Origin of the sequence: Streptomyces sp. HNM0574, from assembly GCF_012726235.1 — a bacterium.
In the GTDB taxonomy this organism is placed as follows: Bacteria; Actinomycetota; Actinomycetes; order Streptomycetales; family Streptomycetaceae; genus Streptomyces.
Genome location: NZ_JAASAH010000006.1, coordinates 152,474 through 178,761, shown reverse-complemented (window position 1 = coordinate 178,761; position 26,288 = coordinate 152,474). Strand labels below are relative to the sequence as shown.

The window sequence follows — 26,288 nt, the reverse complement described above, 5'->3', positions numbered from 1 at the left end:
CGTTAGGCTCGGGTCAACGGCCCGGAGGAGCCGGACGGACCGAGGGGTCCGGAGAGCACGAGAACGAGGGAACCGACGTGGAGACGAAGCCGGCCGGAGACCGCCGGGTACGCAGGACGCGGGCCGCACTGCGCCGGGCCCTGGTCGAACTCGCCCTGGACAAGGGGTTCCAGACGGTCACCGTCGAGGAGATCACCGAACGCGCCGACGTGAGCCGCGCCACCTTCTACGCGCACTACCGCGACAAGGAGGACCTGCTGATCGGCGTCGTGCGGGACCTCGCCGAGGACCGCGAACGCCTGCTGCCCGCGGTGCGCCAGGCCCACACCGAGGGCTTCACGGGGCTGCCGGTGAAGTACATCTTCGAGCACGCCGAGCAGGAGCGGGACGTGTACCGGGTGATCCTGCGGGGCGAGGGCGACGGGCGCGCGCTGCGCGAGTTCACCGACCTCACCTGCCGGCACGCGGAGGCCGCGTTCCGCGCGCGCACCGGGGAACTCGGCGTCACGCCCAGGATTCCGCTCGACATCGTCGCGCGCGCCTGGACCGGCGAACTCATCGGCCTGCTCACCTGGTGGGTCGAGAACGACACCGGGTACAGCGCCACCGAGGTCACGGCCCACCTGCGCGACCTGTCCGTCTACGGCCGCGTCTGGGCCACCGGCCTCACCCCGTCCGACGCCCCCGGGGCCCTCGACCTCGCCCCCTGAGCGCCGGGGCCCTCCCGGGGCCGGTCACCCGCCGTGGTCGAATTACTGAACATCGCGTATGGTTTCGCGCTCAGTGGCGACAGCGATCACGAGCGGAGCGAACATGACCGGTACGCCTCCCCTGGCCGACCTCTTCTGGGCACGCGGCTACACCGACCCCGACTGGGCACGGTGGCACACGACTTCGGGCCGGGAACTGCTCCCCAGCCGTCGCGTCTGGCGGGGCCCCGGCGTCCCGTCGCCGCTGCCCGGCGGCCCCCGGGACGGCGGGCTCGACGCGCTCACCTTCGACGGGGCGCACGGGCAGCGGCTCACGCTCCCCGAACTGCTCGCCGAGGCCGAGACCGACGCCCTCCTCGTGCTGCACCGCGGCAGGCTCGTCCACGAGCAGTACCTGCACGGATTCCAGCCCCGGGCCCCGCACTTCAACGCCTCGGCCGCCAAGTCCTACCTCGGCCTCGTCGCGGCCGTCCTCGCCCACGAGGGCCGGCTCGACCGCGGCGCCCGCGTCACCACCTACGTCCCCGAGCTCGCCGGGACCGCCTTCGGCGAGGCGCGGGTGGACCACCTGCTGCACATGGGCACCCGGATGAGCTACGCGGGCCGCCCGTACGACAAGGCGCTGGAGGCGCAGCGCTACTTCGCCGTCCTCGCGCCGCGCCTGCGCCCCTACGGCTACACCGGTCCCGCGACCATCCGCGAACACCTCGCCACCGCACGCGCGACGGGCGATCCCGGCGGCGGGTTCCGGTACGAGAACGGGAACGTCGAGGCGCTCGCCGAGGTGCTGCGGCGGGTCTCCGGCACCACCACCTCGGCGCTGCTGTCCGAGATGATCTGGTCCCGGATCGGCGCCGAGGAGGACGCGTACTACCTGCTCGACGCGGACGGCAACGAGGCCGCCTCGGGCGGATTCAGCTCCACGGCGCGCGACCTGGCGAGGTTCGGCGAGATGATCCGGCTCGGCGGCGCGCTCGGTGACCGTCAGATCGTCCCCGAGGCCGTGGCCTCCACGATCGTCTCCGGCGTCCCCGACTGCTGCCCGCGCCGCGTCCGCTTCCCCGCGGCACCGGCCGACGCGCCCGCCACCCTCTCGTACCACGACCTGTGGTGGATACCGAACGACCCCTACGGCTCCTTCCTGGCCAGCGGCATCCACGGCCAGCGCCTCTTCGTCTCCCCCGGCCTCGACCTGGTCGTCGTGCACTACGCCTCCCAGGTCGTCTCCCCAGCGGTCTCCCAACCGCCGCTGCTCCAGGCGTTCTTGCGGATGGGGACGCATCTGCGGGGGTGAGGGCGGCGTCCGGCGGACGGGAGGCGGCCGTAGCAGGGAGGTGACACGGCCGGGACAAGATCGCCACGGCGGCCCGGAAGTATCGGCGTCGTCAGCTTGCGAAACGACCGACCACACAGGGGGGGATCGACATGTCCATCGACCCGGGCATTCCGTCGTCAGACGGCGGCATCGTCATCAACATCGGCGGCCAGGAGGCCGAAAGGCTGAGCGAGGTCGTCAGCCTGGACACGGAGGGCAGGACCGCGACGGTGGTGCGCGGCAAGGAGCACTCCGAGATCTTCGACAACTGGATCAAGGGGCTGAAGTTCACCCATGTCGCCCTCGTCCTTCTCCACGAGGGCGCGCCGTACAAGACCTACACGATGGACCTTCCCGTGGTCACCAAAGTGCAGAACCCGCCCGGCGACTCGCCCCAGCAGGTGGTCACGTTCCGCTACGAGAAGCTGACCGTCTCGTGAGCGCCGTCCCCGGCTGAGGACACCCCACGGCGCCGCCGCGTGCGGAGCGCGTACAGCCACCCGACCCGCGCGGCGGCCCGCGGATCAGCCCCGGCGGCCTCCGCCGCCTCCGCCGTCCGGGCCGGCGCCGCCGCCCCGGTCGGGGTGGACACAGCCGGAGCAGGTGCCGGTGCCGTGGCGCAGGTAGCGGTGCTGGTTGGCCAGTTCGGCGATCTCCGCCATGGAGGGGGTCCCGGTGGTGGCGCCGAGGCCGAAGCGGAGGATGAAGTCGACGCGGTCGGCGCCGGCGCGCTCCACGGCGCCGCGTGTGCCGGTGTACGCCTCGTCGGCCAGGCGTCCGACGTCGATCCGGACGAGCCGTTCGCCGTCGGGCGGGGGCGGGGTGTCCGGCGGGGTGGGGCCCGTGCGCTGGGCCCAGCGGAGGAAGAGCCGCTTCACCGGGCCGTCCTCGACGAGGCCGCCGAAGTACTCCTTGAGGATCTGCACGGCACCGTTGTCGCCCAGGTCGGGGATGTCGAAGGTGCGGGTGACGGCCAGCGAGGCCAACTCGGCGAAGCGGTCGGCCCGTTGCTCCCGTTCGGCGGTGCGCTCCTGGCCCTCGTCGAGCTGTTCCAGCTCCCCGCCGAGGCCGTCCTCCGATGTCTCGGGCTCCGGCTCCGGCGCGTCCGGCTCCTCGACGTCGAGGGTGCCGGCCTGGAAGCGGCCCATCTGGCGGGCCGTCTCCAGCGCCGCCGGGTTCACGGGCTCGCCCGGCTCGGAAGGGGCCGTCCGGTCGACGGACTCCACCACGGCGCGCAGCCGTGCCGCGGCCGCCGGGTGCGCCGTGACGTGCTCGCGGATCTCCTCGTACGCGGCCTCCGCGCCCTCGGCGTGCTGCCGGCGCTGCGTCTCCAGCGCGTACCGTTCGGCCACCGGTTTCCGCCACACCCCCTCGGACACGGGGACCAGCGAGACGGCGAACAGCAGCGCCACCATCAGGCCGACGTTGAGGCCGGTGGCGAACCGGCGGGCGAAGTTGACCAGGGCGCCCAGCGGCAGCCGGGCCTCGCCGAGGCGGGCCGGACGGAGCCGCTGCCTGAGCCGCTCCGTCCGCTCGGGCCACCGCAGCACCGCGTAACTGCCGAGGGCCAGCGCGGTGTACGCCGCCAGCCAGTACTGCCAGTCCACCTCAGTGAGGCCCTGGAGCGCCGTCCACACCGCGCGTACGGCGTCGACCTGGGACGGGGAGAGGGTGAGCAGATTGGCCAGCCACACCGTGAACAGGACGAGGAGTACGCCGAGTTCGACGGCGAGGACGAGGTCGGCGGCCGCCTTGAGCGAGGGGCGCGGCGCGTCCTTCATGGTCCGCCAGCCGTGCCAGGACAGCCAGGCGGCGAGCGGGAAGAACAGCCCGGCGACCAGGCCCGTGGTGAGCACGTCCCCCGAGAGGAGCTGCTGGGCCGCCAGGGCGAAGAGGGCGATGCCGGGCAGGTCGGGGAGGTGGCGCACGAGGCGGCGCTCGGCGCCCTCGCACCGCCGGATCGCGAGCCGCAGCGTCCAGCCGCCGAAGAAGAGCAGCGCCGCCAACGGGACGAACCGGTCGGGGAATTCGCGGAACAGGTGGACGAGGAGCGCCAGCAGCGGGCCGCCCGCGCCGAGCACCAGGGCGCCGGCCGCCAGGTACCGGCGGTGCCGGTACCAGCGCCGCACCGTCCCGACGAGCAGCTCGCGCGCCATGTCGACCCCGGCGGCCACGCCCAGCCCGAGGGCCGAGCCGATGCCTCCGGACAGGACCGCGACGAGGGCCGCCAGCAGGACGTCCCAGCCGTCCTCGATCTCGACCCCCGTCCCCATCCGCCAGGCCGCGCAGGCGCCGATGCCGAAGGCGACATAGAGGGAGACGAGGCTCGAAGTGTCCTCGGAATCCGGGGTGTTGGAGGCAGGCCGCTCCCCCGCCTCGCGCCCCTCGTGGAGGTGGTGGGCGAGGGCGAGGAAGACGTCGGCACCGGGCAGGTGGTACGGCGACCTGAGGCACGCCGACGGGAAGTCGCCGCTCCGCGAGGTGATCTCGATCCAGCCGTCCCTGCCGAGCCCGACGGAGTCGACGTCCGCCCACGGGGTGAAGTCGTCCCGGCCGCGAGGGCGCCGCACCCTCAGCCGCTCCCGGCTCACCACCAGATCGCCGAAGGTGACCTCGCCGCCGTCCCGGACCGTCGCGAGCGCCGAGGGCAGCTGCGCGTCCCGCACTCCCCGCCGGATCGCCGGGCCCCACTCCGCCTCCTCGGGGAAGCGGGCGCCCCGGACCACCGTGCGGGTGCGCAGGCCGGGTATCCGCTCGCCGCCGGCCAGGGGCGTGCGGTGCGCCGCCCCGATGGTGCTCACCAGGCCCTCGGGGGTGGCCAGTTTGTAGCGGTTCCAGCCGTCCGCGAAGAGCGTGGTGGACGCCCAGGGGTGGACGACGTCCGAGCCGTCGGCCGCGACGAGGAGCAGCCCGTGCTCGTACAGCCGCATCCCCAGGGCCCGTTTCCGGTGCCGTCGCATCCGGATCACGGACGGGGCCAGCAGCACCAGGCCGGACAGCGCTCCGGCCGCGAGGAAGCTCTGCACCCCGAAGACCTCGCGGAGGACCAGCGCCGCGATCAGGAGCAGGAACGAGAAGGGCAGCAGGGCGAGCACGTTCAGCGCGTGCCGGGCGGGGCCGCGGCGCGCCGGACGGTACGTGCGCAGCAGGCGGCCCAGCTCGGGATGCTCCGCTTCGGTCCTGGTCGTCTCCCCGCTCTCCGCCTCCGGGCGCTCCGTGCCGTCGCCCCGTCCGCCGCCCCCGAGCTGATCCATGGTCAAAGCTCCGCGCAACCCCCGTCGTGAACACTGGAGTTGGGGAGTCTAGCGGCGGGTACCGACAGCGCCGGGGGCGTCGGTGGCAGGATCGGGGCCATGAGTACGGTCTCCGGTGATTTCGAGCTGACCATGGACGAGCTGCGCACCGTGGCCCGCTTCGCGGCCGAGAGCGCCCAGGAGGTCCTGCCGGTGTTCGAGGAGGCCGTGCCCGGGGACCCGCGCCCGCGTGCGGCCCTCGACGCGGCCTGGGAGTTCGTGCACGGCGCGCGGCGGACGACGTTGCAGCGCACGGCCTCGCTGGAGGCGCACCGGGCCGCGCGGGAGGCGGGCGGTGAGGTGGCCGGGCTCGCGGCGCGGTCGGCCGGGGACGCCGCCTCCGCCGCGTATCTGCACCCGATCGCGCGGGCCACCCAGGTCGGGCACATCCTGCGGGCCGCCGCGAGTGCCGCCCGCATCGGCGAACTGCGCGCGGGCGGCGATCCCGCGGTCGGTGACCGGCTCGTCGAACAGGCCCGGCGGCGGGCCACACCGGAGCTGGCCGCCGTGCTGTCCCGGTACCCCCTCGCCCCGCAGAGCCGGAGCCGCGTCGCCCGGCTGATGAGCGCCCTGGACGCCGCGCTGCGCGCAACTCACTGACGTACGGGGCCGGTTGGCCCGCAATTCCGTTGTGGCCCCCGGGCCGGTGCCGTAGGGTCACCGGTGTGAACACCGGACCGGCGACACGCCACGCACGGATCGGCAACCCGGTGGGCGGCTGATCGCACGGCGGGGGCGGAGAACGCTCCCCCGCCCCTCGGCACGCGGACCTCCCGGCGCTCGCGCACCCCGCGAGTCCCCTTCCGTGCCGAGCGACACACGAGGTCAGCCGTATGACAGCCACGTTCAACCACACCATCATCGCCGCCGAGGACCGTGCGGAATCGGCGCTGTTCTTCCGGGAGCTGCTGGAGCTCTCCGAGGCGCCCTCCTGGGGCGTGTTCACCAACGTCCAGCTCGCCGACGGCGTGCTGCTGCAGTTCGCCGAACCGCCGGTGGAGATCCAGATGCAGCACTACGCGTTCCTGCTCGACGACGAGCTGTTCGACCGCGCGTACCGGCGCCTGTGCGACCGGGGCGTCGAGCACTGGGCCGATCCGCAGATGCGCCGCCCCGGCGAGATCAACCACGGCCACGGCGGGCGGGGCGTGTACTTCAAGGACCCCGCCGGCCACTTCATCGAGCTGATCACCCGGCCGTATCTGTAGGCGGGGAGGCCAGGCGGCCCTTCCGGCCGCCTGGCCCGGCTCTCCCCCTCAGCCCTCCTCCTCGAAGGTGCGGAGCAGGTCGGCGGCGACGCTGACGGCGATGGCCGCCGGGTCCTTGGCGGTGATCTCGGCGAGGCCGATCGGGGTCTTGATCCGGTCGATGACGGCCTCGTCGTGGCCGCCCTCGGTGGCCAGGCGCTTGCGGAACCGGGCCCACTTCGCCGCCGAGCCGATCAGCCCGACGGAGCCGAGGCCGGTGGTGCGCAGTGCGGCGTCGCAGAGCGCGGCGTCCTCGGCATGGTCGTGGGTCATGATCAGGACGTGGGTGCCGGGCGGCAGCTGCGCCAGCACCTCCTCGGGCAGCAGCGGTGTGTGGTGCACGTGCACCTGCGCCACCGCGTCGTCGAGCACGCCGAGCCGCTCCCCGGTGAGGAGGTCGGCGCGGGTGTCGACCAGATGGAGGTCCAGGTCCTGGCGGGCCAGGATGCGCGCCAGTTCCAGCCCGACGTGCCCGACGCCGAAGACCGCCACGGCCCGTACCACCGCGAGGGGTTCGAGCAGGACCGAGACCGTGCCGCCGCAGCACTGCACGCCGTGCTGGTTGGTCACCTTGTCGTTCAGCGCGAAGTCCATCAGTTCCGGTCCGGCGCCGGAGGCGGCGATCAGTTCCCTGGCCCGGTCGATGGCCACGGCCTCCACGTTGCCGCCGCCGATCGAGCCCCACGCCTCGGTACGGCCCACCACGAGTTTCGCGCCGGCGTCGCGCGGGGCGTGGCCGCGCACGGCCGCGACGGTCACCAGCACGCCGGGCTCCCGGCGTGCCCGCAACCGCGCGACCGCGGCGACCCACGTCATGTCAGGCACCGCTGAGCGCTTCCACGGCCCGGGGCGCGTCCTGCACGGCACGCTCGCGCGCCGACCGGATCGCCCAGTACACCGCCTCCGGCGTCGCCGGGGAGGCCAGTTCGACGCTCACCCCCGCGGGGCCGAACGCGGCGGCGGCCTGCCGCAGTGCCTCGCGCACGGAGAACGCCAGCATCAGCGGTGGCTCGCCCACCGCCTTGGAGCCGTACACCGCGCCCTCCTCGGTGGCGTTCTCCAGCAGCGTGACGTTGAACTCCTCGGGCATCTCGGAGAAGCTCGGCAGCTTGTAGGTGCTCGCCGCCTGGGTGAGCAGGCGGCCGCGGTGCGGCCCTTCGCCGGTGTCCCAGCGCAGGTCCTCCAGGGTCAGCCAGCCCGCGCCCTGCACGAAGCCGCCCTCGACCTGGCCGATGTCGATCATCGGGGAGAGGCTGTCGCCCACGTCGTGCACGATGTCGACCCGGCGGAGGCGGTACGCGCCGGTGAAGCCGTCCACCTCGACCTCGGCGGCCGCGGCGCCGATGGCGAAGTACTTGAACGGCGAGCCGCGGAAGGACTTCGCGTCCCAGTGCAGCCCCTCGGTCCGGTAGAAACCGGCCGCCGAGAGCTGCACCCGCTGGAAGTACGCGGTGCGCACCAGCTCGTCCCAGCCCAGCTCCGCCTCGCTGCCCAGGGCGCGTGCCACGCCCTCGACGATGCGCACGTCCGAGGCGTTCGCGCCGAGGTGGGTGGCGGCCACCTGGGACAGCCGCTCGCGCAGCTGCTCGCAGGCGTTCTTCACCGCGGCGCCGTTCAGGTCGGCGCCGGAACTGGCCGCGGTGGCCGAGGTGTTGGGCACCTTGTCGGTGCGCGTCGGGGCGAGCCGCACCTTGTGCAGCGGGATGCCCAGGGTGGTCGCGGCCACCTGGAGCATCTTGGTGTGCAGGCCCTGGCCCATCTCGGTGCCGCCGTGGTTGATCAGGACCGAGCCGTCCTTGTAGATCAGCACCAGCGCGCCGCCCTGGTTGAAGGCGGTGAGGTTGAAGGAGATGCCGAACTTGACGCCGGTCAGCGCGAGCGCCCGCTTGGTGTGCGGGTGCGCGGCGTTGAACGCGTCGATCTCCCGCCTGCGTACGGCGAGTTCACCGTTCTCCCGGACCTGCTGCCAGACGGCGGCGATCCGTTCGGGCTGGCCGACCGACATCCCGTACGGCGTCGACTGGCCCGGCCCGTAGAAGTTGCGCTCCCGCAGCTCCGCCGGGTCCAGTCCGAGCAGCGGGGCGCAGCGGCCCATGATGTCCTCGATCACCAGCATGCCCTGGGGCCCGCCGAAGCCGCGGAAGGCGGTGTTGGAGGTCTTGTTCGTGCGGGCGATGCGGCCCGCGATGCGCGCGTTGGGAATCCAGTAGGTGTTGTCGATGTGGCACAGCGCGCGGGCCAGCACCGGTTCGGACAGGTCGAGGCTCCAGCCGCCGTCCGCGGTGAGGGTGGCGTCCAGGGCGCGGATGCGGCCGTCGGCGTCGAAGCCGATCCGCCACTCGGCGTGGAAGCCGTGCCGCTTGCCGGACATGGTCAGGTCCTGGGTGCGGTTCAGGCGCAGCCGTACCGGTCGGCCCGTGAGCCGGGCGCCGAGCGCGGCGACGGCGGCGAAGCCGTGCGGCTGCATCTCCTTGCCGCCGAAGCCGCCGCCCATCCGCAGGCACTGCACGGTCACCTCGTGGCTGTGCAGGCCGAGGACGTGCGCGACGATCTCCTGGGTCTCCGAGGGGTGCTGGGTGCTGCTCTGGACGAACACCTGCCCGGCCTCGTCGATCTGCGCCAGCGCGGCGTGCGTCTCCAGGTAGAAGTGCTCCTGGTCGGAGAAGAGGAACTCGCCGGTGAAGACGTGCGCCGCGTCGGCGAAGCCCGCGTCCACGTCGCCGGTGACCATGACGGGGCGGGCGCCGTGGAAGCTGTCGGCGGCGATCGCCTCGGGGAGCGTGATCACGGAGGGCAGCTCGTCGAGTTCGACCTCGACGGCCTCGGCGCCGATCCTGGCCGCCTCCGGGGTCTCGGCGAGCACCCAGGCGACGGCGTGGCCGTGGAAGCTGACCTCGTCGGGGAAGAGCGGTTCGTCGTGCTTCATCCCCGCGTCGTTGACGCCGGGCACGTCGGCGCCGGTCAGCACCCGGACCACGCCCGGCACTTCGAGCGCGGGCGCGGTGCGCAGCGCGGTGATCCGGCCGTGCGCCTTCATGACCTGGACGGGGTGGGCGTGCAGCACGTCCTTGGTGCGGTGGACGAGGTCGTCGGTGTAGAGCGCGGCGCCGGTGACGTGCTGGGCCGCGCTCTCGTGCGGCATCGGCAGGCCGACCACGGACTTCTCGGGACGCTCGGACAACTGGCTCATGAAGACACCGCCTCGGTGGTCTGCGCGTACAGCTTCAGCAGGCTCTGGCCGAGCATCTCGGAGCGGTACGCGGCGCTGGCCCGGTGATCGTCCATCGGCGTGCCCGCGGCGCGGAGTTCCCGCGCCGCGGCTTCGGCGGTGTCCGCCGTCCACGGCCTGCCCTCCAGCGCCGCCTCGGCGACGAGGGCGCGGATCGGGGTGGCGGCGACGCCGCCGAGGCCGATGCGCGCCTTGCGGACGACCCCGTCCTCGATGTCGAGCGCGAGCGCGACGGCGACGCTGGAGATGTCGTCGAAGCGCCGCTTGGCGATCTTGTGGAAGGCCGTGACCCGCGACAGCGGGCGCGGGATGCGCACCGCGCGGATCAGCTCGCCGGGGCGGCGCACGCTCTGCCGGTACCCGGTGAAGTACTCGGCGAGCGGGACCTCGCGCTCCCCGTCGGCGCCGGCGAGCACCACCGACGCCTCCAGCGCGAGCAGCACCGGCGGGCTGTCCCCGATCGGGGAGCCGGTGCCGAGATTGCCGCCGAGGGTCGCGCCGTTGCGGATGAGCCGGGAGGCGAACTGCGGGAAGAGTTCCGCCAGCAGCGGGACCTCGCCGTCGAGGCGGCGTTCGATCTCGGTGAGCGTCAGCGCGGCGCCGATCTCGACGGCGTCGGGACCGGTCCGCAGCTCCCGCAGTTCGGGCAGCCGGTCGACGGCGACGACGCAACCAGCCCTGCGGGAGCGGATGTTGACCTCCACACCCCAGTCGGTGGAGCCGGCGACGACCACCGCGTCCGGGCGCTCGCGCAGCAGCTCCAGCGTCGCGGCCAGGCTGCTCCGCCGCAGGAACGTGGCCCCGTCGCGGGCGTACTCGGTGCTGACGGGCCCGGGCGGGGCCTGCTCGCGCCGCCGGGCCAGCGGGTCCTCGTCGGCGGGCGCGCCGACGGCGAACGCCGCGTCGCGGATCGGGCGGTACCCGGTGCAGCGGCACAGGTTCCCGCTGAGCGCGTGCAGGTCGAATCCGTTCGGACCGTGCTCGGCGTCGGGCTCCGTGCCGTCGGCCGCGTGCGCGCAGCGGCCGGGGCGGTAGTACTCGGCGGCCATGCTGCAGACGAACCCGGGCGTGCAGTACCCGCACTGGGAGCCGCCGCGGACGGCCATCTCCTCCTGCACCGGGTGCAGTTCGGGCGTCCCGCCCGCCGCACCGGGAGTGGCGAGGCCCTCCGAGGTGACGATCTCCTGGCCGTCGAGCGCGGCGGCCGGGACGAGACAGGCGTTGACCGCCACCCAGTCGGTGGGCTTGTCCACGCCGGGGCGGGCCACCAGCACCGAGCAGGCGCCGCACTCCCCCTCGGCGCAGCCCTCCTTGGTGCCGGTGAGGCCGCGCTCGCGCAGGAAGTCCAGCGTCGTGGTGTGCGGCGCGGCGGGGGCGAGCGGGGTCTCCTCGCCGTTGACCGTGATCCGCGCGCCTACCGTGCCGGGCCCGCGTTCCGGTACGCCGTCGGACGGTGCCGACACGTCACATTCATCGATTTCAGGCGGCTTGTTCGCCAATTTCGGGCAGCTTTCTGTGATTTCCGGCGCGCCGCGTCGCGATGAGGGGCGCGCGAGGGCACGCGGCAGCGGCGTGCCGGAAGGAAAAAGGGAAGACGGGAGGCCGGGGGAAACCCCGGGAGTGCGCCGCGGCGGGCGCATCGGCACGGCCTGCTCGGCAGCCGTGCGACGGCGTCAGCTGCCGTGCGCGATCCGCCCCGGGACCCAGACCGTACTGCGGGCGAGGCGACTCAGATCAGAGCAGGTGTACATCCGCCGGTCGCCTCCTTCCGGTCGTCGTGGGTCGGGCGTGTGACGCAACGTAGTTCGGCGGGGATCCCAAGGTCAAGAGTCCGGGGCAAGCGGAAGGCGGCGCTCCCCCCGCGTTGCCGCGTGGGGAGCGCCGCCCGGTGGTGACGCGTGACCGGGCCCGGTGTCAGGCCGGGGTGAGGATGTCGAACTCGTTGCCCTCCGGGTCGACGAGGCAGGTCCAGGGCACCTCGTCGCCCTGCCCGAGGTCGATGTCGGCGGCGCCGAGGCCCCGCACCCGTTCCGCCTCCGCCGCCCGGTCGCCGCCCCGGTAGGGCCGCAGGTCGAGATGGACGCGGTTCTTCACCGTCTTCACGTCGGGCGTGCGGACGAGCCGGAGGTACGGGCCGACGCCCTGGGCGGAGCGCAGCACCGCCTCCTCGTCGGTGACCGAGTGCAGCGTCCAGTCCATCGCCTCGTCCCAGAACCGGGCCATGGCCCGCGGGTCGGCGCAGTCGGCCACGACGGCGGCAATGGGGCCGGTGTCCCGGTGGTCCTCGCGGGGCTCCGCCACGCAGAACTCGTTGCCGTCCGGGTCGGCCAGCACCGTCCACGGGACGTCGCCCTGGCCGATGTCGACGGGCGTCGCGCCGAGTTCCGTCAGCCGTGCGACCAGCTGCGCGTGATGCTCGGCCGAGGTGGTGGCGAGATCGACGTGCACGCGGTTCTTCACCGTCTTGGGGTCGTCGACGGTGATGACGTCGATGACCACGGCGGAGGCATCGGGATAGCTGAAGCCCTTGGGTTCGAGGTTGGTGACGATGCCGGGTTCCTCGACGGAGGACTCCCAGTCGAGGGCCGCCGCCCAGAACCGGCCGAGCTCGGCGTCGTCCCGGGCGTTCATCGCAATCTGAACCAGCCGCATAGTCATGCCGGGGATCCTACGCAGCCCCCCTTCCGGGGTCACCGGGTTTTCCCGAAGCCCGCGGGCCGTGGTGACGGTCAGTCCGGGACGGCTCCGGCGGTGAGGTTGAAGGCCGTCGCGGTGAGCGAGGCCGCGTCGGGGCTCGCGGCGAAGACGGCGTACGCGCCGGCCTCGTCGAGCGAGGGCAGGCGGTGGAGAGGCGTCCCGGCTTCGAGGCCGGCGAGCAGATCTTCGGGGGTGCTGTCGCCCGCGTAACTGCTGCCGTAGTCAGGGGCATTCAGGACCGACTCGCGGTAGCCGCCGGTCCGGAACCTCTGCACCCGGATGCCGAACTCGCCGAGTTCGACGGCGAACTGGCGGTAGAGGGCCTCCACGGTGTGCCACGCGATCGCGGTCGAGCCCATCAGCGGGTACGGCGGCCCGAACCCCACGGTCGTCTGGATCACGCCGGAGCCCTGACCGGTCATCGCGGGCACCACGGCCCGGACCGTGTTCAGGTGCGCGCGGGTCGCGGTGACCAGGGTGCGCTCGACGGCCTCGGGTTCCAGCGTGTGCAGGGCGGCGCCCTGGACCTCCTCGTAGGTGACGGCGTTGTGGAGGATGTCGACCCGGCCCTCCTCCGCGAGGACCTCCTCGGTACGGCGCCGCACCGCCTCGGCGTCGGTGACGTCCACCTCGTACGACCGGGCGCGCCCGCCACGTCGCCTGATCTCCCGCTCCGTCGCGGCGACCTTCTCCGCGGTGCGCCCGGTCAGGTGGACCACCGCGCCCTCGGCGGCAAAAGCCCTCGCGACGGCGCCTCCCACCGATCCGCCCGCGCCATGGACCAGGGCGACTCTCTCCGCCAACCGCATGTTCGACTCCGCTCTCCCGGTGGCAACCGAGGGTAGGCGAACTTCCGGGGGTACGTGGGGCGCTAGCGGCTCCCCGACCGCACCTCGCGGTACACGGCCAGGCCCAGCAGCAGGCCCCAGACGAGGAACCACGGGTCCCAGAGGAACAGGTGACCGTGGAAGGCCGTCCGGTCCGTCTGCCCCGAGGACTCCACGACGCCCGCCTTCACCAGGGCCTGCACACCGGTCAACACCCCGCCGTACACGGCGAGTACGGCGGCGGCGATCCCCGCGAGGACGAGCAGCGGACGGCGCGGCAGCCACCACCGTCGCCGTGCGAGGGCCAGTCCCGGCAGCGCGGCGAGGAGCTTGAGCCCGACGGTCACCCAGAGCACGGCGACCATGCCCGGGTCGCGGTCCCGGGTCAGCCGGGCCGGCCCGCCGCCGACGGAGTCGAGTCCGGCCGTACCGCCCGCCGCCCAGTACGCGCTGACGGCGGCGTACAACAGGCCCAGCGCGAAGGCGGCGTAACCGGGCCAGGAGGCGGTGCGGGAGGGCGGCTGAGAAGTCACCCCGGAATCATGCCAAGAAAGGGAAGGGCCGGGAGGAATTCCCGTTCCCTGTTCACCGGCGGCTCAATTCCCGGGTTTCACTCAACCGGGGTTTCCTGCCGCCGTGTTGTCGGACCGGCCGGCAGCCGTACTCCGTGACGGTGCCGTCGCCGGGGCCGTCGCCCCGGTCGTTGTCGGTCTCCGGTCCGCGAGGAAGATCCCGGTGTCGGACGTGCCGCTGGAGGCGCCTGGAGCAGGAGTTTCAGTCGATCTGGGCGGCACCGGCGGGGCCCGGAGCGGCGGTTGACCGGGTCGCGGTGAAGGCGACTCCGCCCGCGGAGAAGAGGGGGAGCGCGAAGGCCATGGCGGCGAGACGGCGCGCGAGAGGAATACGCATGGGTTTTCCTGTTCGTGGGGGGGCACGCGGGGGATCGGATCGGGCCCGGATTCCGGCCCGTTCGACGCAATTCCCGCCCGGAATCCTACAGTTGGGGATCCGCATGCCGTTCCGAGGAAAGCGCGAATTCCCACGAAGGAGTCATGGAATGCCTCACGCGGTGACAGATGCGCCGGGCGACCTCGTCCCGGACCCCCTGCGTGACGGACAGTGGTGTATCGATTACGTTTGGTGCCCGAACGGGGGAACAAGACGTACTTGTCCCGCCTCCGCCCGTGGCGGGGGCCGATAGGAGTTGAGATGCACAAGCGCACCGCCGTACTCGCCACCGTCCTCGCGGCGGCCGGGGTTCTCGGCGCCACGGGCAGCGCCCTCGCCGCGACCGGCCAGGGCGGCTCCCCGCCCACCTTCCACCAGATCGACAAGGACAACAGCGGCACCATCAACGAGCAGGAGCTGCTCGCCGCCGGTCAGGCGCAGGGTGTCTCCAAGTCCGATGTCCACAAGGCGTTCTCGAAGGTGGACACCAACAAGGACGGGGAGATGTCCAAGAAGGAGTTCGTCAACGGCGCGCGGACGAAGTAGCGCACCATCAGGGCGGCGTCGCCCGGCCGTCGTGGCCGGACGGCGCCGCCCTGCCGTGTCCGGCGGGCTCCGGTGTCAGCCGCCGGCGAGGGTCGTGCCGTGGTCCCGCTCCAGACGGGACAGCAGGCGGTGGAAGTACGCGGACCCCGTGTCCGGCGCCCGTACGCCTGCCGCCGCCATGGCGAGCGCGGTGGCGTCGCCCCGTACCTCGGGCGGGCGGCGGACGGGGGTGAAGCCGAGGATGCGGGCGCAGATGTCCAGGGCGTGCGCCGCCCTGGCCCACGGGTTGTCGCGGTGCGCGTGCAGCGCTTCGCGCCACTGCCCGGCGGAGACCTCGCGCAGGCGGAATCCGTACCCGACCGCCCGCTCGAACAGCTCCCGCATGGGCAGCGGTTCGGGCCGCATGACATGGAAGACGCTCCCGGTGGCCTCCGGCGCCAGGGACAGTGCGGCGATCGCCTGCGCGGTGTGGTCGACGGTCGAGGCCGGCAGCGCGCCCAGCGCGGTCGGGTAGCAGCCGGTGACGACGGCCGCGGCGATGAGACAGGTGGTGACGTCGTTCGCGGGCGCGGCCCCGTCCCGTGAGTCGGCCAGGATCATGCCGGGCCGGTAGAAGGACGCGGCGACGCCGCTCTCCGCCACCATCCGTTCGGCCTCGACCTTGGTACGCAGATAGCCGAAGGGGCCGCAGGTGCGGAGCGTGGGCACGGTCGACTCGTCGACCCGCGGCAGCCCCGCCTCACGTGCGGCGAGGAACACCCCCAGGGTCGAGACGTGGTGCAGGTGCTTGGGCCTGCCCGTGGCGCAGAAATCGACCACCCGCCGGGTCCCGCCGAGATTGACCGGGGCCACCCGCTCGTAGGACGCGGCCAGATGGACCGAGGCCCCGCAGTGGTAGACGGCGCCGGCCTCGTCCGCCAGCCGCCGGTAGGCGTCCTCCGCCAGGCCGAACCGGTCGGCCAGCAGGTCCGCCGGCACGGCCCGTAACCGCGGCGAGGCGGCCGCTTCCCCGTCGACGCCGGCCAGCGCCTCCCGCATCCGCCGCCCGGCCCCCGCCTCGCCCTCGGCCCGCACCAGACAGATCACCGCCCCGTCGGTACGCCGCAACAGCTCCGCGCACAGCCGCGACCCCACGAACCCCGTGCCCCCGGTCACCAGCACCGCCATACCGCGCCTCCCGCCCTGTGCCGCCCCTGTACGGGAGGAGAGCTGCCCCGGGGGATGTGGGGCCACACCACGCGCAACGTCCGGACGGCAGGCGGCTGTCGAGGTCACCTCCGGTGCGACATCCGGAGGAGCGGGGAGCCGCCAGGGAAGAGGTATTTGGCGGCCAACAGGGGCTGCCCGGAGGCCGAGACGGTCTGGGTGAGGAGGAGGGCGGGGGTCTCGGGCGGGCGGGCGACGGCGTGGCCGCGTTCCTTGCCGAGGACGGTGGCGCCCATCGTGCTGCGGGCGTGGAGCGGCAGTCCGGGCGCCGCGGTGAGGAAGGCGGCGAGCATGGTGGTGGCGGCCTCGTCCGGTGCGGGAGCGAGTGCCCCGGTGAGGGCCGGTTCGACGGTGTTCAGGACGGCCGGGTCCGCTGACCATTCGTGCGCGAAGCAGGCCGTCGCGCCGTCGGTGTCGACGGCCGTCTCCCAGAAGCGGGTGCGGGCCGAGGGTGCCAGCCGCAGATGGTGCCCCGAAAAGTCGGTGGGCTCCTCGTCCTCCTCGGCGAGCCGCCGGCAGCGGACACCGGACGGACCCAGCAACTCCTCGACAGGCAGCAGGTGTTCGAGGCCAGGCGCGGGCGGCGACTGGTTGACGGTGCTGCCCGCGCCCCGCCGGCGGCTGATGACGCCGTCCTCCTGGAGGAGGATCAGCACCTCGCGCAGCGCGGGCCGGCTCACGCCGAGACGGGTGGCCAGTTCGGGCTCGGGGGGCAACCGCGCGCCGGGCGGGAAGGTGCCGTCGTCGATCGCGGCCACGAGGCGCTGGTACAGCTCGACGCGGGGCGAGTGGCGGCGGTTTCCCTGGCGAGGCATCGCGGTTCCCGTTCTCTTTGTCTGACTCATTCGGTCCGGCACCCCCAGCGTAGTACGGGCTCTTCACCCGCAGTCACCTGCGGGCAACTTCTGCTCTCTTAAGGGCCGTCGGCGCGGTGCGACCCCTTGTGCGCGCGTGCGGCCGGGGCTAGCCTCGCGGCCAACTTTGTCAGACAAACTTCCGGACGGTGCCGGCCCGCGGGTACGCCCTGCCGCCGCGCCCGCACCCCAGCCACCTGTGAGAGCCCCATGCCCCTTCCCCCTGCCCGCCGACCGCTGCTGATGGACTGCGACACCGGCATCGACGACGCCCTCGCGCTGCTCTACCTCTGCCTCACCCCCGGCACCGACCTGCGCGCCGTCACCACCGTCGCCGGGAACACCGGCGCCGAACGCGCCGCGCTCAACACCCTCCAGGTGCTGGAGACCGTCGGACGCACGGACGTACCGGTGGCCGCCGGCGCCGAGGCCGCGCTGTCGGGCGCCGCACACGACGAGGTCAGCACCGTGCACGGCGAGGGCGGGCTCGGCGGCGTCGCGCTGCCCGCACCCGCCGCCGAGCCGGACCCGCGCCCGGCCGTCGACCTGATCGTCGAGACCGCGCGCGCAGCCCACGGCGCGCTCGACATCCTCGCCACGGCCCCGCTCACCAATCTCGCCCTGGCCCTCCACGAGGAGCCGCGGCTGCCCCAACTCGTCCGCCACGTCACGGTGATGGGCGGCGCCGTGCACCACCCGGGCAACATCTCCCCCGTCGCCGAGGCCAACATCGGCCACGATCCGGAGGCCGCGGCGGCCGTGCTGGCGGCCGGCTTCGACCTCACCCTCGTCCCGCTCGACGTGACGATGCGGGAGAACCTGACCGAGGAGCACCGGCGGCGGCTGCTCGGCTCCGGCACACCGGCCGGCCGGCTCGCCGGGGAGATCCTGGACTGCTACTTCACCTTCCACGAGACGACCTGCCTGCCCTTCCGCGGCTGCGCCTGCCACGACCCGCTGGCCGCCGCGATCGCCGTCGGCGAGGTCGTCCCCCGGCTCGCGCCCCGCCTCCCCGTCACCGTCGACACGGCGCACGGAGCGGCGCGGGGCGCCCTCGTCGCCGACACCCGCGGACTCCACCGCGGTTACCCGGAGACGGACGGCGCCGGTGCCACCGTCGTGCTGGAGACCGACGGCACCTTCGGTGACCTGCTCGTGGAGCGGCTGACCGGGGCCGGGCGGGCGACGGAGACCGACCGATGAGCGCCCCGCCCGCGCGCCCTTCGCCGGCGGCACCCGCACGGTCCGGTACGGCCGCCGCGCTGGCCGCCTTGCTGGCGGCCTGCGTGGCCTTCCAGCTCAACGCCAGCATGCTCAGCCCCGCCCTGGTCACGATGGCGCGCGAGTTGCGTACCGACGAGGCGGCGACGGGCCTGTCGCAGACCCTGTTCTTCACCTCGTGCGGCATGTTCTCGCTGTTCCTGCCCCGCTTCAGCGACATCGCGGGCCGCAAGCGGGTGCTCCAGGGCATGCTCGCGGTGCTCGTGGCGGGCTCGGTGCTCGCCGCGCTCGCGCCGAACATCGTGGTGCTCGGCCTCGCCCGGGTGGTCCAGGGCGTCACCGGTCCCGTCGTGCAGATCGCGCTGCTGATGCTGCGCGCGCAGGTCACCGACCGCCGCCGGCTCGGCGCCCTGATGGGCGTGGTGACGGCCGTCAACGGCGGGGTGGCCGGTATCGACGCGCTGGCCGGGGGCTGGCTGGCCGGGGCCCACGGCTTCCGCAGCATCTTCTGGGTGATCGCCGTGTCCGCGCTGCTCGCGCTGGGGCTGGTCGGCCTCTGCTGCCGGGAGTCCCGCCCGTCCGCCGGCACCCCGATGGACTGGCCCGGGGTACTGCCGATCGCGGTGGGCCTGGTGGCCCTGCTCGTCGCCGTCGAGGAGGCCAAGCATCCCGCGACGGCGAACTGGGCGCTGTGCGCCGGGCTGTTGGTGCTCGCCGGCGCGGCCTTCGCACTGTTCCGGCGGGTGGAGAGCCGCAGCCCGCACCCCCTGGTACGCATCCGCGATCTGCGCCGGCGGGCCACCTGGGCACCGCTGCTGACCACGCTGCTCACCCTCGTCGGCGTCTTCGCCGTCGTCAACGGCGTGCTGATGTCCCTCGTGCAGAACGAGCAGGCCGGATTCGGCATGAGCGCGGGCACCGCCTCGCTCGCCTTCCTCACTCCGTTCGCCCTGGTGGGCTGGCTCGTCGGGCCGTTCACCGGGCGGCTCGCGCCGACGTTCGGCTATCTGCGGCTGCTGCGCTGCGGCCTGCTGGGCAGCGTGGCGGTGCTCGCGGTGACGGCCTTCGCCGGGGTGCACTCGCCGCCGGTGCTGATCGCCTGCACGGTGCTGCTCGGGGTCACCTACGCGGGCATGGCGAACATCGTCCTCAACCTGCTCGGCGTCGTCCTGGCCCCGGCCGACCATCCCGGCTTCCTGCCCGGGCTGGTCTCGGCGGCGTTCGGCCTCGGCGCCGGACTGAGCTTCGCCCTGCTCTCCCCCGTCCAGGTCGCGGGCAGCCCGCCGGGCAGCGCCTCGACGGCCGGGTACACGGCGGCCGTCGCCGTCGGCATGCTCGTCGTCGCCGCGGCCTGGGCCACCTCCTACCTCATCCCCACACCCCGGGACGCGGAGGTCACTTCGTGAACCGGACCGGGGCGTCCGGTCCGGCCCACCCGGCACCTCCCCTCACCACGCACCCGAGCAGAAGGGGACGGCGATCGCCATGACCCACAAGCACCGCCTCCGCCCCGCACCCAGCCGTCGTCACCGGCGGTGGCCGTGGCATCGGGCGGGCCGTGGCGGAGCGGCGCGACGGGGCCCGCGTCCTCGCCTGCGGCCGCGGTGCGCGTCCCGGCCATCTGGCGGAGGAGGTCCGGTGGGTGCGGGCGGACGTCTCGCGTGCCGCGGACGCGGAGGCGGAACGCGCCTTCGGCCCGGTCTCGTTGCTGGTCAACAACGCGGGGTGCAGGTCGAGAAGACCGTCCCGGACACCACCGACGAGTACTGGGACCCGGTGACGGGCGTGAACTGCCGCGGTGTGTTCCACACCTGCCGGGCCGTGCTGCCCCGGATGACCGAACACGGCGTGGTGATCGTCAACATCGGTTCCGTGTCCGGAAAGGTCGCCGACCCCTCGATGGCGCTCTACAACGCGTCGAAGGCCTTCGTGTCGGCGAGCCGGAGGACATCGCCGGCGCGGTGGCCCGGCCGGCCTCCGACGAGTCCCGGTCCGTCGACGGCGGCCTGACCGCCGCCTCGCCGCTCAACCCCGGGCTGTCGTAGGGCTGTTCGCCTCGCGGAACGGGCCCCCTAGCCGAAGGCGATCTCCTCGCACCGGGTCACGCTGCGCCGGATGGCGGCGCGGTCGAGGCCGAGCAGGGCGGTGAGCCACATGCCGTTCTGGACGACGTCGATGTCGGCGGCCCGCTTGTTCGACTCGGCTCGCGAGAGGTCCGGCCTGGCGGCGCGGATCAGCGTGGCGATCGCCGCCCGGTAGCGCTTCTGGGCCGCGGTGTTGATCTCCCCGAAGTCCGGGTGGGCCTGCGCGAGCGCCCAGAGCTGGAGCCGGAGCGAGAGGTACTCGGTGGTGAGGAACTCGGCGTGCGCGACGCGGCGGAGGGCGGCCCGGAGGTTCTGCTCGGGGGACCTGTCCGGGTCCGGGTCGACCATGGTCATGTCCTCCCGCTCGATCCGGCGCAGCGCGGCGCCGATGAGGGTGACCTTGTCGTCGTAGTAGTAGTTGACCAGCCCGAGCGAGACGCCCGCCTCCCGGGACACCGCACGCATGCTGATGCCCGAAATGCCGTGCTGCGACAGGAGAACGAGGACCGCGTCGAGGATGCGCTCCTCCCGGTCGGTCTTCTTCCCGGCTTCCGCGTTCCCTTCGCTCATCCGCCCGAGACTAGCCGCTGCGGGAGACGCGCGGCACGGCGGCCACGGTCGCCGCTCAGGACGGTGACCGCGGCCCGTTCCGGAGGAGCGCGAGCACGCCGGTGATCAGCTCGTCCCGCCGGTGCGACAGTTCGTCGACCGAATGTGCCTCGCTGATCGGGCGCAGGCCCGCCACGAGCCGTTCGGCCGTGGCCCGGTCCAGGTGCGGCCGGCCCAGGCTGTCGAACCAGCGGTTGAAGCTGTCGGCGTAGCGTTCGCAGAAGGCCGCCAGTCCGCCGTCGCCCGCGCCGAGGTGGAACAGCTGTGTCGGGCCCGTCGTCGCCCAGCGGAGCCCCGGTCCGGCCGAGACGGCGGTGTCGACGTCCTCGACGCCGGCCACGCCCTCGTTGACGAGGTGGATGGCCTCGCGCCACAGCGCCGCCTGGAGCCGGTTGGCGACATGGCCGGGGACCTCGCGCCGGACCTCGATCGTCACCTTGCCGACCGACTCGTAGAACGCGCGGGCCCGGTCCACCACACCCGGCGCGGTCCGCTCGTTGCCCATCACCTCGACCAGCGGGACGAGGTGCGGCGGGTTGAACGGGTGGCCGAGAACGAACCGTGCCGGGTCCCGCCAGCCCCGCTGCATCTCGGTCAGCGTCAGGCCGGAGGCCGAGGAGGCCACCACCGTGCCGTCGCCGAGCGCGGGTTCGACGGCCGCGTACACCTCGTGCTTGAGCGCGGTCCGTTCCGGGACGCTCTCCTGCACGAAGCCGGCGCCCTCGACCGCCTGCCGCGGGTCGGCGCAGAAGTGCAGGCCGTCCGGGTCGCCGTGCTCGGTGAGCCCGAGCCGGGTGAGCGTGGGCCAGGCGTCCTCGACGGCCCGGCGCACCCGCGCCTCGGCCTCCGGGTCCGGGTCGAAGACGGCGACGGACTTCCCCGCGGCCAGGAACAGCGCGGTCCAGCTCCGCCCGATCACCCCGCCCCCGAGACTCGCCACCCGGCCGAAACCGCCCTGGTCGCTTCGGTGTTGACCGTTCCGTGCGACGGGGTGCTCAGAACGCGACACGGTCCGCTCCCTTCAGGCCGAGACGGGTACGGGCTTCGCCGGGGGTCACCACGGTCCGTCCGAGGGACTCGACGACGGAGCGGATCTTCCGCACCCGAGCGGCGTCGGACGCGGCCAGTTCGCCCGGGCCGAGCGGGACATGCCCGGCCCACCACCGGTCGAGATGTTGCCGACGGATGACGGCGGCGCCGGCCTCGGCGGCCGCGACGGACTCCCGGGCGGTCTCCCCGGGCGTGACGGGCAGGTACGGGGACATCGTCGGCGTGTGGATGCCCCCGGTCGGAGCGCAGGTGACGATGACGGGCTCGGGCATACGGGCTCACCTCGACTCGGTTCGGGCGTCAGGCGGACGCGGGTGCGGGGCCGCTCACGAGCTTCCGGTAGGCGTCCAGCAGCAGGCCGTGGAAATGGTGCACCCCGTGCTCGGAGAGCCCCGGCGCGCGCTCCGGGTCGTGCACGATCCGGCCCTGCTCGAAGGCGGGCGTCGCCATTCCGCGCTGCACGCTCTCCACCAGACCGATGTCCTGCACCTGCAGCACCTCGTCCATGTAGCGCACCGACTGCCGCTCGGTCTCGTCGAGTTCGGTGCTCTCCAGGAAGAAGTCGAGTGTCTCCAGCGTGCGCCCCGGGCCGGCCGGGAGGATCTGGAGCACCATGAGGTTGCCGCGTCCGGGATAGCGCAGCAGGCAGGTGTTGGGCCACAGCCACCACACCGCGTGCTCGGTGACGGTCGCGCCGGACACGTCGTAGGCGGCGTTCTCGCTCCTGCCCGCGTCGGCGAAGTGGCTGGACCAGATTCCGTGCGTCCGCACGTCGTAGGTGTCCATGTCGACGAGTGACACGAACTCCCGGTGCGCGACGTGACAGTGGTAGCACTCCAGGAAGTTGTCGACGACGTTCTTCCAGTTGGACCGGATGTCGTAGCGGAGCCGTTTGGCGTGCGTGAGCCGCGCGACGTCCGGGGCCCGCTCGGTGATCTGGGCGGCCAGGTCGGGGGCCTGCTCGGCCAGCGGCCTGGCCTCCGGGTCGAGGTTGACGTAGACGAAGCCGCAGAACTCCTCGGCCCGCACCTGGTCGAGGCAGATCCGGGACTTGTCGAAGGTCTCCATCCGGTCGGTCTGCCGGGCGCCCACCAGGGAGCCGCCCAGATCGTAGGTCCAGGCGTGGTACGGGCACACGATCATGCGCGTCGTCCCCGAGCCGGACAGCAGCTCGTGCGCCCGGTGCTTGCACACGTTGTAGAAGGCGCGCAGCCGCCCCTCCCGGTCCCGCACCACGACCACCGGCATCCCGGCGACCTCGACGGCGACGTAACTGCCCGGCGCCGCCAGCTTCTCCACGTGGCACACCCACTGCCAGGTACGCGCGAAGACGGCGCCGAGGTCCACGTCGTGCCACTTCTGCTCGGTGTACGCCTCCGCCCGGAGCGACATGGAGCGCCCGGGGTCGGCGTCGTACCCGGAGGCGATCGTCCTGAACTCGTCCGCGGTGAGAGCAACCATGCCGACGACCATAGGCAGGTTTGTACGCTCGTTCAATCCCGGGTTGAATGATCGTCCAGTTTCTCCGGTGGCGCGCGTCCGCGTCCGGCGTCCCACACCCGTCCTCCCTCAAGGCGCGTCCCAGCAGGTCAGCGGGGTGACGTCCCACACGGGCCCAACCGCTCGGCGGGCGCTGGCGGTTGGGCGGAGCGGCGGCGCAGAGTCTGTGGGGCACGGACAGGTGCGACGGAACGACGGGGAGGACGACCATGCGGATCAGCAGGGCACACAGGCGCGTCGGAATCGGCGCGGCGGCGATCGCGCTCTCGGGGGCCGTGTTCGGCGGCGTCGCCGGTGCGGCCGGCGCCGAGGGGAAGACGACGGGGCAGGGCGCCGCGGCCTGCCCGAAGGGCTACTTCTGCGTGTGGCCGAAGAAGCACTACCAGGGCGCGATGCAGAAGGTCGCGGGGAACAACAAGGACCTGACCCGCTTCGGCGGCGCCTTCGGCAACAAGGTCCGCTCGGCCCACAACAACGGCACCAGCTGCGACGTCCGCGTCTTCGAGCAGAAGAACTACCAGGGCAGGACGTACGTGTTCAAGAAGGGCCAGAAGAGCTACGGCGACGGGGTGCACCTGCGCTCCAACAAGTGGGTCAACTGCAAGTAGCACCACCGGAACCGTTGTCCGCGGCCCGTGCTCCCGGGCCGCGGACAGCGGTTCCGCCCTACGCGTCCTCCGGGGAAATGGCGTCGCGGAAGTTGAGGCAGCCACCCACCTTGGCCGTCTGTTTTCCCTCCGCCACCTCGACGGAGAGGTTGAAGAACATCAGCCGGTGGGTCTTCCACTTGTCCGTGACGTCGTCGACGGTCAGCGACATCGGGACGGGGCTGTCGAACACGGGCCGCACCAGGGAGAGTTGCAGTGACGTCAGGAGCGCGCGTCGCCGGAATTCCACCAGGGGGACGTCGGGGAGCCGGGCCAGTTCCGGGCGGTCCCGCCGGGAGTAGGCGAAGGCTATCGAGGCGAGGGTGTGGAAGTTCACCAGCTCGGCCAGGAGCGAGGCGTGCAGCAGGGGGCGGTAGGAGGCGCCGTCCTCGACGTCGGACGCGATGTCGACGCGGTAGGAGCCGTGGTACGCACCGCTGTCGGCGCTGACGTCGACGGGTTTCCATGCGGTGTCGCACCAGGCGCTTTCCTGGTCACGCAGGATGTCGTGAAAACTTAACGACCGGGGCATCGCCACGACCTTTCACTGAGGTGAGCTCACTGCGGGGCGAGTGCCTTGTTCCCTGATCGCCTGTGTGGCGCTGCGTGGCCCGTCCAAGGTTCACCGCGCTGGTCGAAGCCGCGACCGGACGGCGTCCGGAGCCGCCTCGCTCCAACTGGCCGCGCGCGACGGCCGGTTGGGGCGCCGGAACGTTTTTGTGGAGCAAGCCGGCGCGGAGGGGCCGATACCGCCGTCCATTCCGGCTTGTTTGCGCTTGGAGAAGCACACATCCGGCATCAGTGTGGGTTACCGACCATTCGACATGTCATGACAGGGGGAAGACATGCGCCGCACATGCCAGAGCCTCGCCGTCGCCGCCGGACTGCTCGTGTCCGCCGTGGCCGTCCCGGTGGCCACCGCGAGCCCGGCCTCGGCCGCCACCGCACACTGCAAGGACTACCTCAAGCGCGAGGGCTACACCGTGGGCGCGAAGGTCTCCCGCTCCTGCGCCGTGGGCTCCCTCGGCAAGCAGTACGCCTCCTCGTGCGTGGACATGCTCAAGAGTCTCGACGTATGGACCTCCCAGGCCAAGCGCGCGTGTTACTACGCGTGGCACGAGTGAGGTACTCGTCCTCGGAACGGGGTCAGGCACCGCTCCCCCGGGCAACGCCGAGGACGTCGTACCGCAGGCGGTAACCGGTCACCGCGCGCAGCTCCTCGGCCTCTGCGGAATAACGGGCCGTGTCCTGCGGGCGGCCGGTGGCCAGGGCCACGGCGGCGAGGATGTCCAGCGCACGGCATTCGACCAGTCGCAGGCCCTGGCCACGTGCGATGCCGAGGCTCTCCCGGGCGTGGGCGTCCGCCGCGTCGTGGCTGCCCGAGAGGTACCGGAGGCGGGCCGTCCCGAGCCGGGCCTCGGCCCGCAGCCACTGCAGGCCGTGCGCCTCGGCGATCTCCAGCACGCGGCTCAGGGCGGCCTCCGCCCGCTCCGGTTCGCCCGCACGGTGGTGCAGGGCGGCGAAGGTGAGGAGGCTGTCCGCCTCGTCCTTGACGTGCCGGGTCTCCTGCGCGGCCCGCAGGGCGTGGCGGGCGTGCTCCCAGGCGACTTCGAGGTGACCGGTTTCGCCGTGGATCTGGGCCAGGAGGTCGTGTGCGGTGGACTCGTGGTGACGCTGGCTCAGCTCCTGGCAGATACGCAGCGCTTCGGCGCCGTCGGCCGTGGCCGGACCGTGGTCGCCGCGCCGGTGGTGGGCGAAGGCCCGGTTGATCAACGGCGCGATGCCGGCCGAGCGGTGGCCGTTGCGGGCGCCGACGTCGATCGCCTCGGTGGCGTGCGCCACGGCACGGTCGAGTTCCCCGATGCAGACGCACACCGAGGAAATGTTGCCGAGGGCGGGGCCCAGCAGCTCCGGCAGGTCGAGTTCCCGGAACCGGTCGATACCGCGTTCCTGCCACGTAACGGCCTGGCGCATCTCGCCCAAGTCCTCGTGCAAGGCGCCGAGGTTGCACATCATGGCGGCCTCGCCGGGACCGAACCCCGCCTGCCGGAAACCGGCCAGCGCCGCGTGGTGGAACTCCAGCGCGGCCTGCACGTCTCCCTTCTGGCGGTACAGCGCTCCGAGGCTCTGCTCCATGGCCGCCCGGCCCAGCGGGTCCGCGGCCCGGCGGGCGGCGCGCAGCCCGGCCCGCGTGGTGGTCTCCCATTCGGACAGGTGCCGCCTTCGGTAGAAGAAGGTGCGCAGCTCGTCGGCGAGCCGCCAGGCGAACCGGTGCCGTCCGGACTCGGCCGCCCGGACGACGACG

28 protein-coding genes are annotated in these 26,288 nt (G+C 73.0%); 12 read left to right on the top strand and 16 right to left on the bottom strand.

Annotated features, from left to right (window positions below):
* The first annotated feature begins 77 nt into the window (after positions 1–77).
* The 3 genes from HCC30_RS13510 (at position 78) to HCC30_RS13500 (ending at position 2,465) form a co-directional block, all read left to right on the top strand.
* On the top strand, positions 78–710 hold the full coding sequence (locus HCC30_RS13510; protein ID WP_169442741.1) for a TetR/AcrR family transcriptional regulator: 633 nt from the start codon (positions 78–80) through the stop codon (positions 708–710).
* 103 nt (positions 711–813) lie between these two features.
* A complete protein-coding gene (locus HCC30_RS13505) occupies positions 814–2,004 on the top strand; it encodes a serine hydrolase (RefSeq protein WP_169442740.1) in 1,191 nt (396 codons plus the stop codon).
* 131 nt (positions 2,005–2,135) lie between these two features.
* Entirely contained in the window at positions 2,136–2,465 is a 330-nt protein-coding gene (locus HCC30_RS13500; protein ID WP_169442739.1) for a hypothetical protein, read from the top strand.
* A gap of 84 nt (positions 2,466–2,549) precedes the next feature.
* Here HCC30_RS13500 and HCC30_RS13495 read toward each other — a convergent pair whose 3' ends face one another.
* A complete protein-coding gene (locus tag HCC30_RS13495; protein ID WP_169442738.1) occupies positions 2,550–5,279 on the bottom strand; it encodes a hypothetical protein in 2,730 nt (909 codons plus the stop codon).
* A 99-nt stretch (positions 5,280–5,378) separates the two neighbouring features.
* Here HCC30_RS13495 and HCC30_RS13490 point away from each other — a divergent pair, with 99 nt between their 5' ends.
* Positions 5,379–5,918, top strand: a complete 540-nt coding sequence (locus tag HCC30_RS13490; protein ID WP_169442737.1) for a putative immunity protein — start codon at positions 5,379–5,381, stop codon at positions 5,916–5,918.
* A gap of 233 nt (positions 5,919–6,151) precedes the next feature.
* Positions 6,152–6,526: a VOC family protein gene (locus tag HCC30_RS13485; protein WP_169442736.1), complete on the top strand. Its 375-nt coding sequence runs from the start codon at positions 6,152–6,154 to the stop codon at positions 6,524–6,526.
* Positions 6,527–6,574: 48 nt separating this feature from the next.
* Here HCC30_RS13485 and xdhC read toward each other — a convergent pair whose 3' ends face one another.
* From xdhC to HCC30_RS28995, 7 genes are all read right to left on the bottom strand, one after another.
* Positions 6,575–7,381: a xanthine dehydrogenase accessory protein XdhC gene (xdhC, locus tag HCC30_RS13480; protein WP_206323787.1), complete on the bottom strand. Its 807-nt coding sequence runs from the start codon at positions 7,379–7,381 to the stop codon at positions 6,575–6,577.
* Between the two features lies 1 nt (position 7,382).
* Complete coding sequence (gene xdhB, locus HCC30_RS13475) at positions 7,383–9,755, bottom strand: xanthine dehydrogenase molybdopterin binding subunit (RefSeq protein ID WP_169442734.1); 2,373 nt, start codon at positions 9,753–9,755, stop codon at positions 7,383–7,385.
* The gene (locus HCC30_RS13470) at positions 9,752–11,257 is read right to left on the bottom strand and encodes an FAD binding domain-containing protein (RefSeq protein WP_169442733.1); all 1,506 of its coding nucleotides are present in this window, start codon (positions 11,255–11,257) and stop codon (positions 9,752–9,754) included. Before HCC30_RS13470 ends, xdhB begins: the two co-directional genes overlap by 4 nt.
* Before the next feature lie 451 nt (positions 11,258–11,708).
* On the bottom strand, positions 11,709–12,452 hold the full coding sequence (locus HCC30_RS13465; RefSeq protein WP_169442732.1) for a VOC family protein: 744 nt from the start codon (positions 12,450–12,452) through the stop codon (positions 11,709–11,711).
* A 71-nt stretch (positions 12,453–12,523) separates the two neighbouring features.
* Entirely contained in the window at positions 12,524–13,300 is a 777-nt protein-coding gene (locus tag HCC30_RS13460) for an SDR family oxidoreductase (RefSeq protein WP_169442731.1), read from the bottom strand.
* Between the two features lie 62 nt (positions 13,301–13,362).
* Complete coding sequence (locus HCC30_RS13455) at positions 13,363–13,851, bottom strand: DUF3995 domain-containing protein (RefSeq protein ID WP_169442730.1); 489 nt, start codon at positions 13,849–13,851, stop codon at positions 13,363–13,365.
* Positions 13,852–14,092: 241 nt separating this feature from the next.
* A complete protein-coding gene (locus tag HCC30_RS28995) occupies positions 14,093–14,227 on the bottom strand; it encodes a hypothetical protein (RefSeq protein WP_277347981.1) in 135 nt (44 codons plus the stop codon).
* A gap of 300 nt (positions 14,228–14,527) precedes the next feature.
* Here HCC30_RS28995 and HCC30_RS13450 point away from each other — a divergent pair, with 300 nt between their 5' ends.
* Positions 14,528–14,812, top strand: coding sequence for an EF-hand domain-containing protein (locus tag HCC30_RS13450; protein ID WP_169442729.1), 285 nt, complete (start codon positions 14,528–14,530; stop codon positions 14,810–14,812).
* Positions 14,813–14,887: 75 nt separating this feature from the next.
* Here the strand turns inward: HCC30_RS13450 and HCC30_RS13445 are convergent, their stop codons facing one another.
* Together HCC30_RS13445 and HCC30_RS13440 are read right to left on the bottom strand one after the other, a co-directional pair.
* Positions 14,888–15,979, bottom strand: coding sequence for a thioester reductase domain-containing protein (locus tag HCC30_RS13445; protein ID WP_169442728.1), 1,092 nt, complete (start codon positions 15,977–15,979; stop codon positions 14,888–14,890).
* A 104-nt stretch (positions 15,980–16,083) separates the two neighbouring features.
* The gene (locus tag HCC30_RS13440) at positions 16,084–16,833 is read right to left on the bottom strand and encodes a GntR family transcriptional regulator (protein ID WP_169442727.1); all 750 of its coding nucleotides are present in this window, start codon (positions 16,831–16,833) and stop codon (positions 16,084–16,086) included.
* Positions 16,834–17,082: 249 nt separating this feature from the next.
* On the opposite strand from HCC30_RS13440, the gene HCC30_RS13435 reads away from it, so the two are divergent.
* From HCC30_RS13435 to HCC30_RS28260, 4 genes are all read left to right on the top strand, one after another.
* Positions 17,083–18,075, top strand: a complete 993-nt coding sequence (locus HCC30_RS13435; protein WP_169442726.1) for a nucleoside hydrolase — start codon at positions 17,083–17,085, stop codon at positions 18,073–18,075.
* Positions 18,072–19,499 carry an MFS transporter gene (locus HCC30_RS13430; RefSeq protein WP_169442725.1) on the top strand — a complete coding sequence of 476 codons (1,428 nt, stop codon included), beginning with the start codon at positions 18,072–18,074 and terminating at the stop codon, positions 19,497–19,499. Before HCC30_RS13435 ends, HCC30_RS13430 begins: the two co-directional genes overlap by 4 nt.
* Before the next feature lie 152 nt (positions 19,500–19,651).
* Positions 19,652–19,873, top strand: a complete 222-nt coding sequence (locus HCC30_RS28575) for a hypothetical protein (protein ID WP_346776618.1) — start codon at positions 19,652–19,654, stop codon at positions 19,871–19,873.
* Positions 19,819–20,103: an SDR family NAD(P)-dependent oxidoreductase gene (locus tag HCC30_RS28260; protein ID WP_206323785.1), complete on the top strand. Its 285-nt coding sequence runs from the start codon at positions 19,819–19,821 to the stop codon at positions 20,101–20,103. Before HCC30_RS28575 ends, HCC30_RS28260 begins: the two co-directional genes overlap by 55 nt.
* 62 nt (positions 20,104–20,165) lie before the next feature.
* On the opposite strand, the gene HCC30_RS13420 is transcribed toward HCC30_RS28260, so the two are convergent.
* Genes HCC30_RS13420 through HCC30_RS13405 form a run of 4 tightly spaced genes read right to left on the bottom strand, consistent with a single transcriptional unit; the run spans position 20,166 to position 23,297 of the window.
* A complete protein-coding gene (locus HCC30_RS13420; RefSeq protein ID WP_169442724.1) occupies positions 20,166–20,747 on the bottom strand; it encodes a TetR/AcrR family transcriptional regulator in 582 nt (193 codons plus the stop codon).
* Between the two features lie 55 nt (positions 20,748–20,802).
* On the bottom strand, positions 20,803–21,795 hold the full coding sequence (locus HCC30_RS13415; RefSeq protein ID WP_346776617.1) for a 3-hydroxyacyl-CoA dehydrogenase NAD-binding domain-containing protein: 993 nt from the start codon (positions 21,793–21,795) through the stop codon (positions 20,803–20,805).
* The gene (locus HCC30_RS13410) at positions 21,782–22,108 is read right to left on the bottom strand and encodes a 3-keto-5-aminohexanoate cleavage protein (RefSeq protein WP_169442723.1); all 327 of its coding nucleotides are present in this window, start codon (positions 22,106–22,108) and stop codon (positions 21,782–21,784) included. Before HCC30_RS13410 ends, HCC30_RS13415 begins: the two co-directional genes overlap by 14 nt.
* A gap of 28 nt (positions 22,109–22,136) precedes the next feature.
* A complete protein-coding gene (locus tag HCC30_RS13405; RefSeq protein ID WP_240979550.1) occupies positions 22,137–23,297 on the bottom strand; it encodes a ring-hydroxylating oxygenase subunit alpha in 1,161 nt (386 codons plus the stop codon).
* A 248-nt stretch (positions 23,298–23,545) separates the two neighbouring features.
* On the opposite strand from HCC30_RS13405, the gene HCC30_RS13400 reads away from it, so the two are divergent.
* Positions 23,546–23,944: a peptidase inhibitor family I36 protein gene (locus HCC30_RS13400; protein WP_169442721.1), complete on the top strand. Its 399-nt coding sequence runs from the start codon at positions 23,546–23,548 to the stop codon at positions 23,942–23,944.
* Between the two features lie 58 nt (positions 23,945–24,002).
* Here HCC30_RS13400 and HCC30_RS13395 read toward each other — a convergent pair whose 3' ends face one another.
* A complete protein-coding gene (locus HCC30_RS13395; protein ID WP_169442720.1) occupies positions 24,003–24,515 on the bottom strand; it encodes a hypothetical protein in 513 nt (170 codons plus the stop codon).
* Positions 24,516–24,828: 313 nt separating this feature from the next.
* Here HCC30_RS13395 and HCC30_RS13390 point away from each other — a divergent pair, with 313 nt between their 5' ends.
* On the top strand, positions 24,829–25,107 hold the full coding sequence (locus HCC30_RS13390; protein WP_169442719.1) for a hypothetical protein: 279 nt from the start codon (positions 24,829–24,831) through the stop codon (positions 25,105–25,107).
* A 22-nt stretch (positions 25,108–25,129) separates the two neighbouring features.
* Here the strand turns inward: HCC30_RS13390 and HCC30_RS13385 are convergent, their stop codons facing one another.
* Positions 25,130–26,119 carry a tetratricopeptide repeat protein gene (locus HCC30_RS13385; RefSeq protein WP_169442718.1) on the bottom strand — a complete coding sequence of 330 codons (990 nt, stop codon included), beginning with the start codon at positions 26,117–26,119 and terminating at the stop codon, positions 25,130–25,132.
* Positions 26,120–26,288 lie beyond the last annotated feature (169 nt).

Coding starts and splice junctions, on each gene's coding strand:
- HCC30_RS13500 (WP_169442739.1), top strand. CDS start 2,136: ATGTCCATCGACCCGGGCATTCCGTCGTCAGACGGCGGCATCGTCATC.
- HCC30_RS13495 (WP_169442738.1), bottom strand. CDS start 5,279: ATGGATCAGCTCGGGGGCGGCGGACGGGGCGACGGCACGGAGCGCCCG.
- HCC30_RS13400 (WP_169442721.1), top strand. CDS start 23,546: ATGCGGATCAGCAGGGCACACAGGCGCGTCGGAATCGGCGCGGCGGCG.
- HCC30_RS13465 (WP_169442732.1), bottom strand. CDS start 12,452: ATGACTATGCGGCTGGTTCAGATTGCGATGAACGCCCGGGACGACGCC.
- HCC30_RS13450 (WP_169442729.1), top strand. CDS start 14,528: ATGCACAAGCGCACCGCCGTACTCGCCACCGTCCTCGCGGCGGCCGGG.
- HCC30_RS13390 (WP_169442719.1), top strand. CDS start 24,829: ATGCGCCGCACATGCCAGAGCCTCGCCGTCGCCGCCGGACTGCTCGTG.
- xdhC (WP_206323787.1), bottom strand. CDS start 7,381: ATGACGTGGGTCGCCGCGGTCGCGCGGTTGCGGGCACGCCGGGAGCCC.
- HCC30_RS13420 (WP_169442724.1), bottom strand. CDS start 20,747: ATGAGCGAAGGGAACGCGGAAGCCGGGAAGAAGACCGACCGGGAGGAG.
- HCC30_RS13435 (WP_169442726.1), top strand. CDS start 17,083: ATGCCCCTTCCCCCTGCCCGCCGACCGCTGCTGATGGACTGCGACACC.
- HCC30_RS13410 (WP_169442723.1), bottom strand. CDS start 22,108: ATGCCCGAGCCCGTCATCGTCACCTGCGCTCCGACCGGGGGCATCCAC.
- HCC30_RS13485 (WP_169442736.1), top strand. CDS start 6,152: ATGACAGCCACGTTCAACCACACCATCATCGCCGCCGAGGACCGTGCG.
- HCC30_RS13445 (WP_169442728.1), bottom strand. CDS start 15,979: ATGGCGGTGCTGGTGACCGGGGGCACGGGGTTCGTGGGGTCGCGGCTG.
- HCC30_RS13430 (WP_169442725.1), top strand. CDS start 18,072: ATGAGCGCCCCGCCCGCGCGCCCTTCGCCGGCGGCACCCGCACGGTCC.
- HCC30_RS13405 (WP_240979550.1), bottom strand. CDS start 23,297: ATGGTTGCTCTCACCGCGGACGAGTTCAGGACGATCGCCTCCGGGTAC.
- HCC30_RS28995 (WP_277347981.1), bottom strand. CDS start 14,227: ATGCGTATTCCTCTCGCGCGCCGTCTCGCCGCCATGGCCTTCGCGCTC.
- HCC30_RS13385 (WP_169442718.1), bottom strand. CDS start 26,119: ATGGAGCAGAGCCTCGGAGCGCTGTACCGCCAGAAGGGAGACGTGCAG.
- HCC30_RS13490 (WP_169442737.1), top strand. CDS start 5,379: ATGAGTACGGTCTCCGGTGATTTCGAGCTGACCATGGACGAGCTGCGC.
- HCC30_RS13460 (WP_169442731.1), bottom strand. CDS start 13,300: ATGCGGTTGGCGGAGAGAGTCGCCCTGGTCCATGGCGCGGGCGGATCG.
- HCC30_RS13440 (WP_169442727.1), bottom strand. CDS start 16,833: ATGCCTCGCCAGGGAAACCGCCGCCACTCGCCCCGCGTCGAGCTGTAC.
- xdhB (WP_169442734.1), bottom strand. CDS start 9,755: ATGAGCCAGTTGTCCGAGCGTCCCGAGAAGTCCGTGGTCGGCCTGCCG.
- HCC30_RS13505 (WP_169442740.1), top strand. CDS start 814: ATGACCGGTACGCCTCCCCTGGCCGACCTCTTCTGGGCACGCGGCTAC.
- HCC30_RS13395 (WP_169442720.1), bottom strand. CDS start 24,515: ATGCCCCGGTCGTTAAGTTTTCACGACATCCTGCGTGACCAGGAAAGC.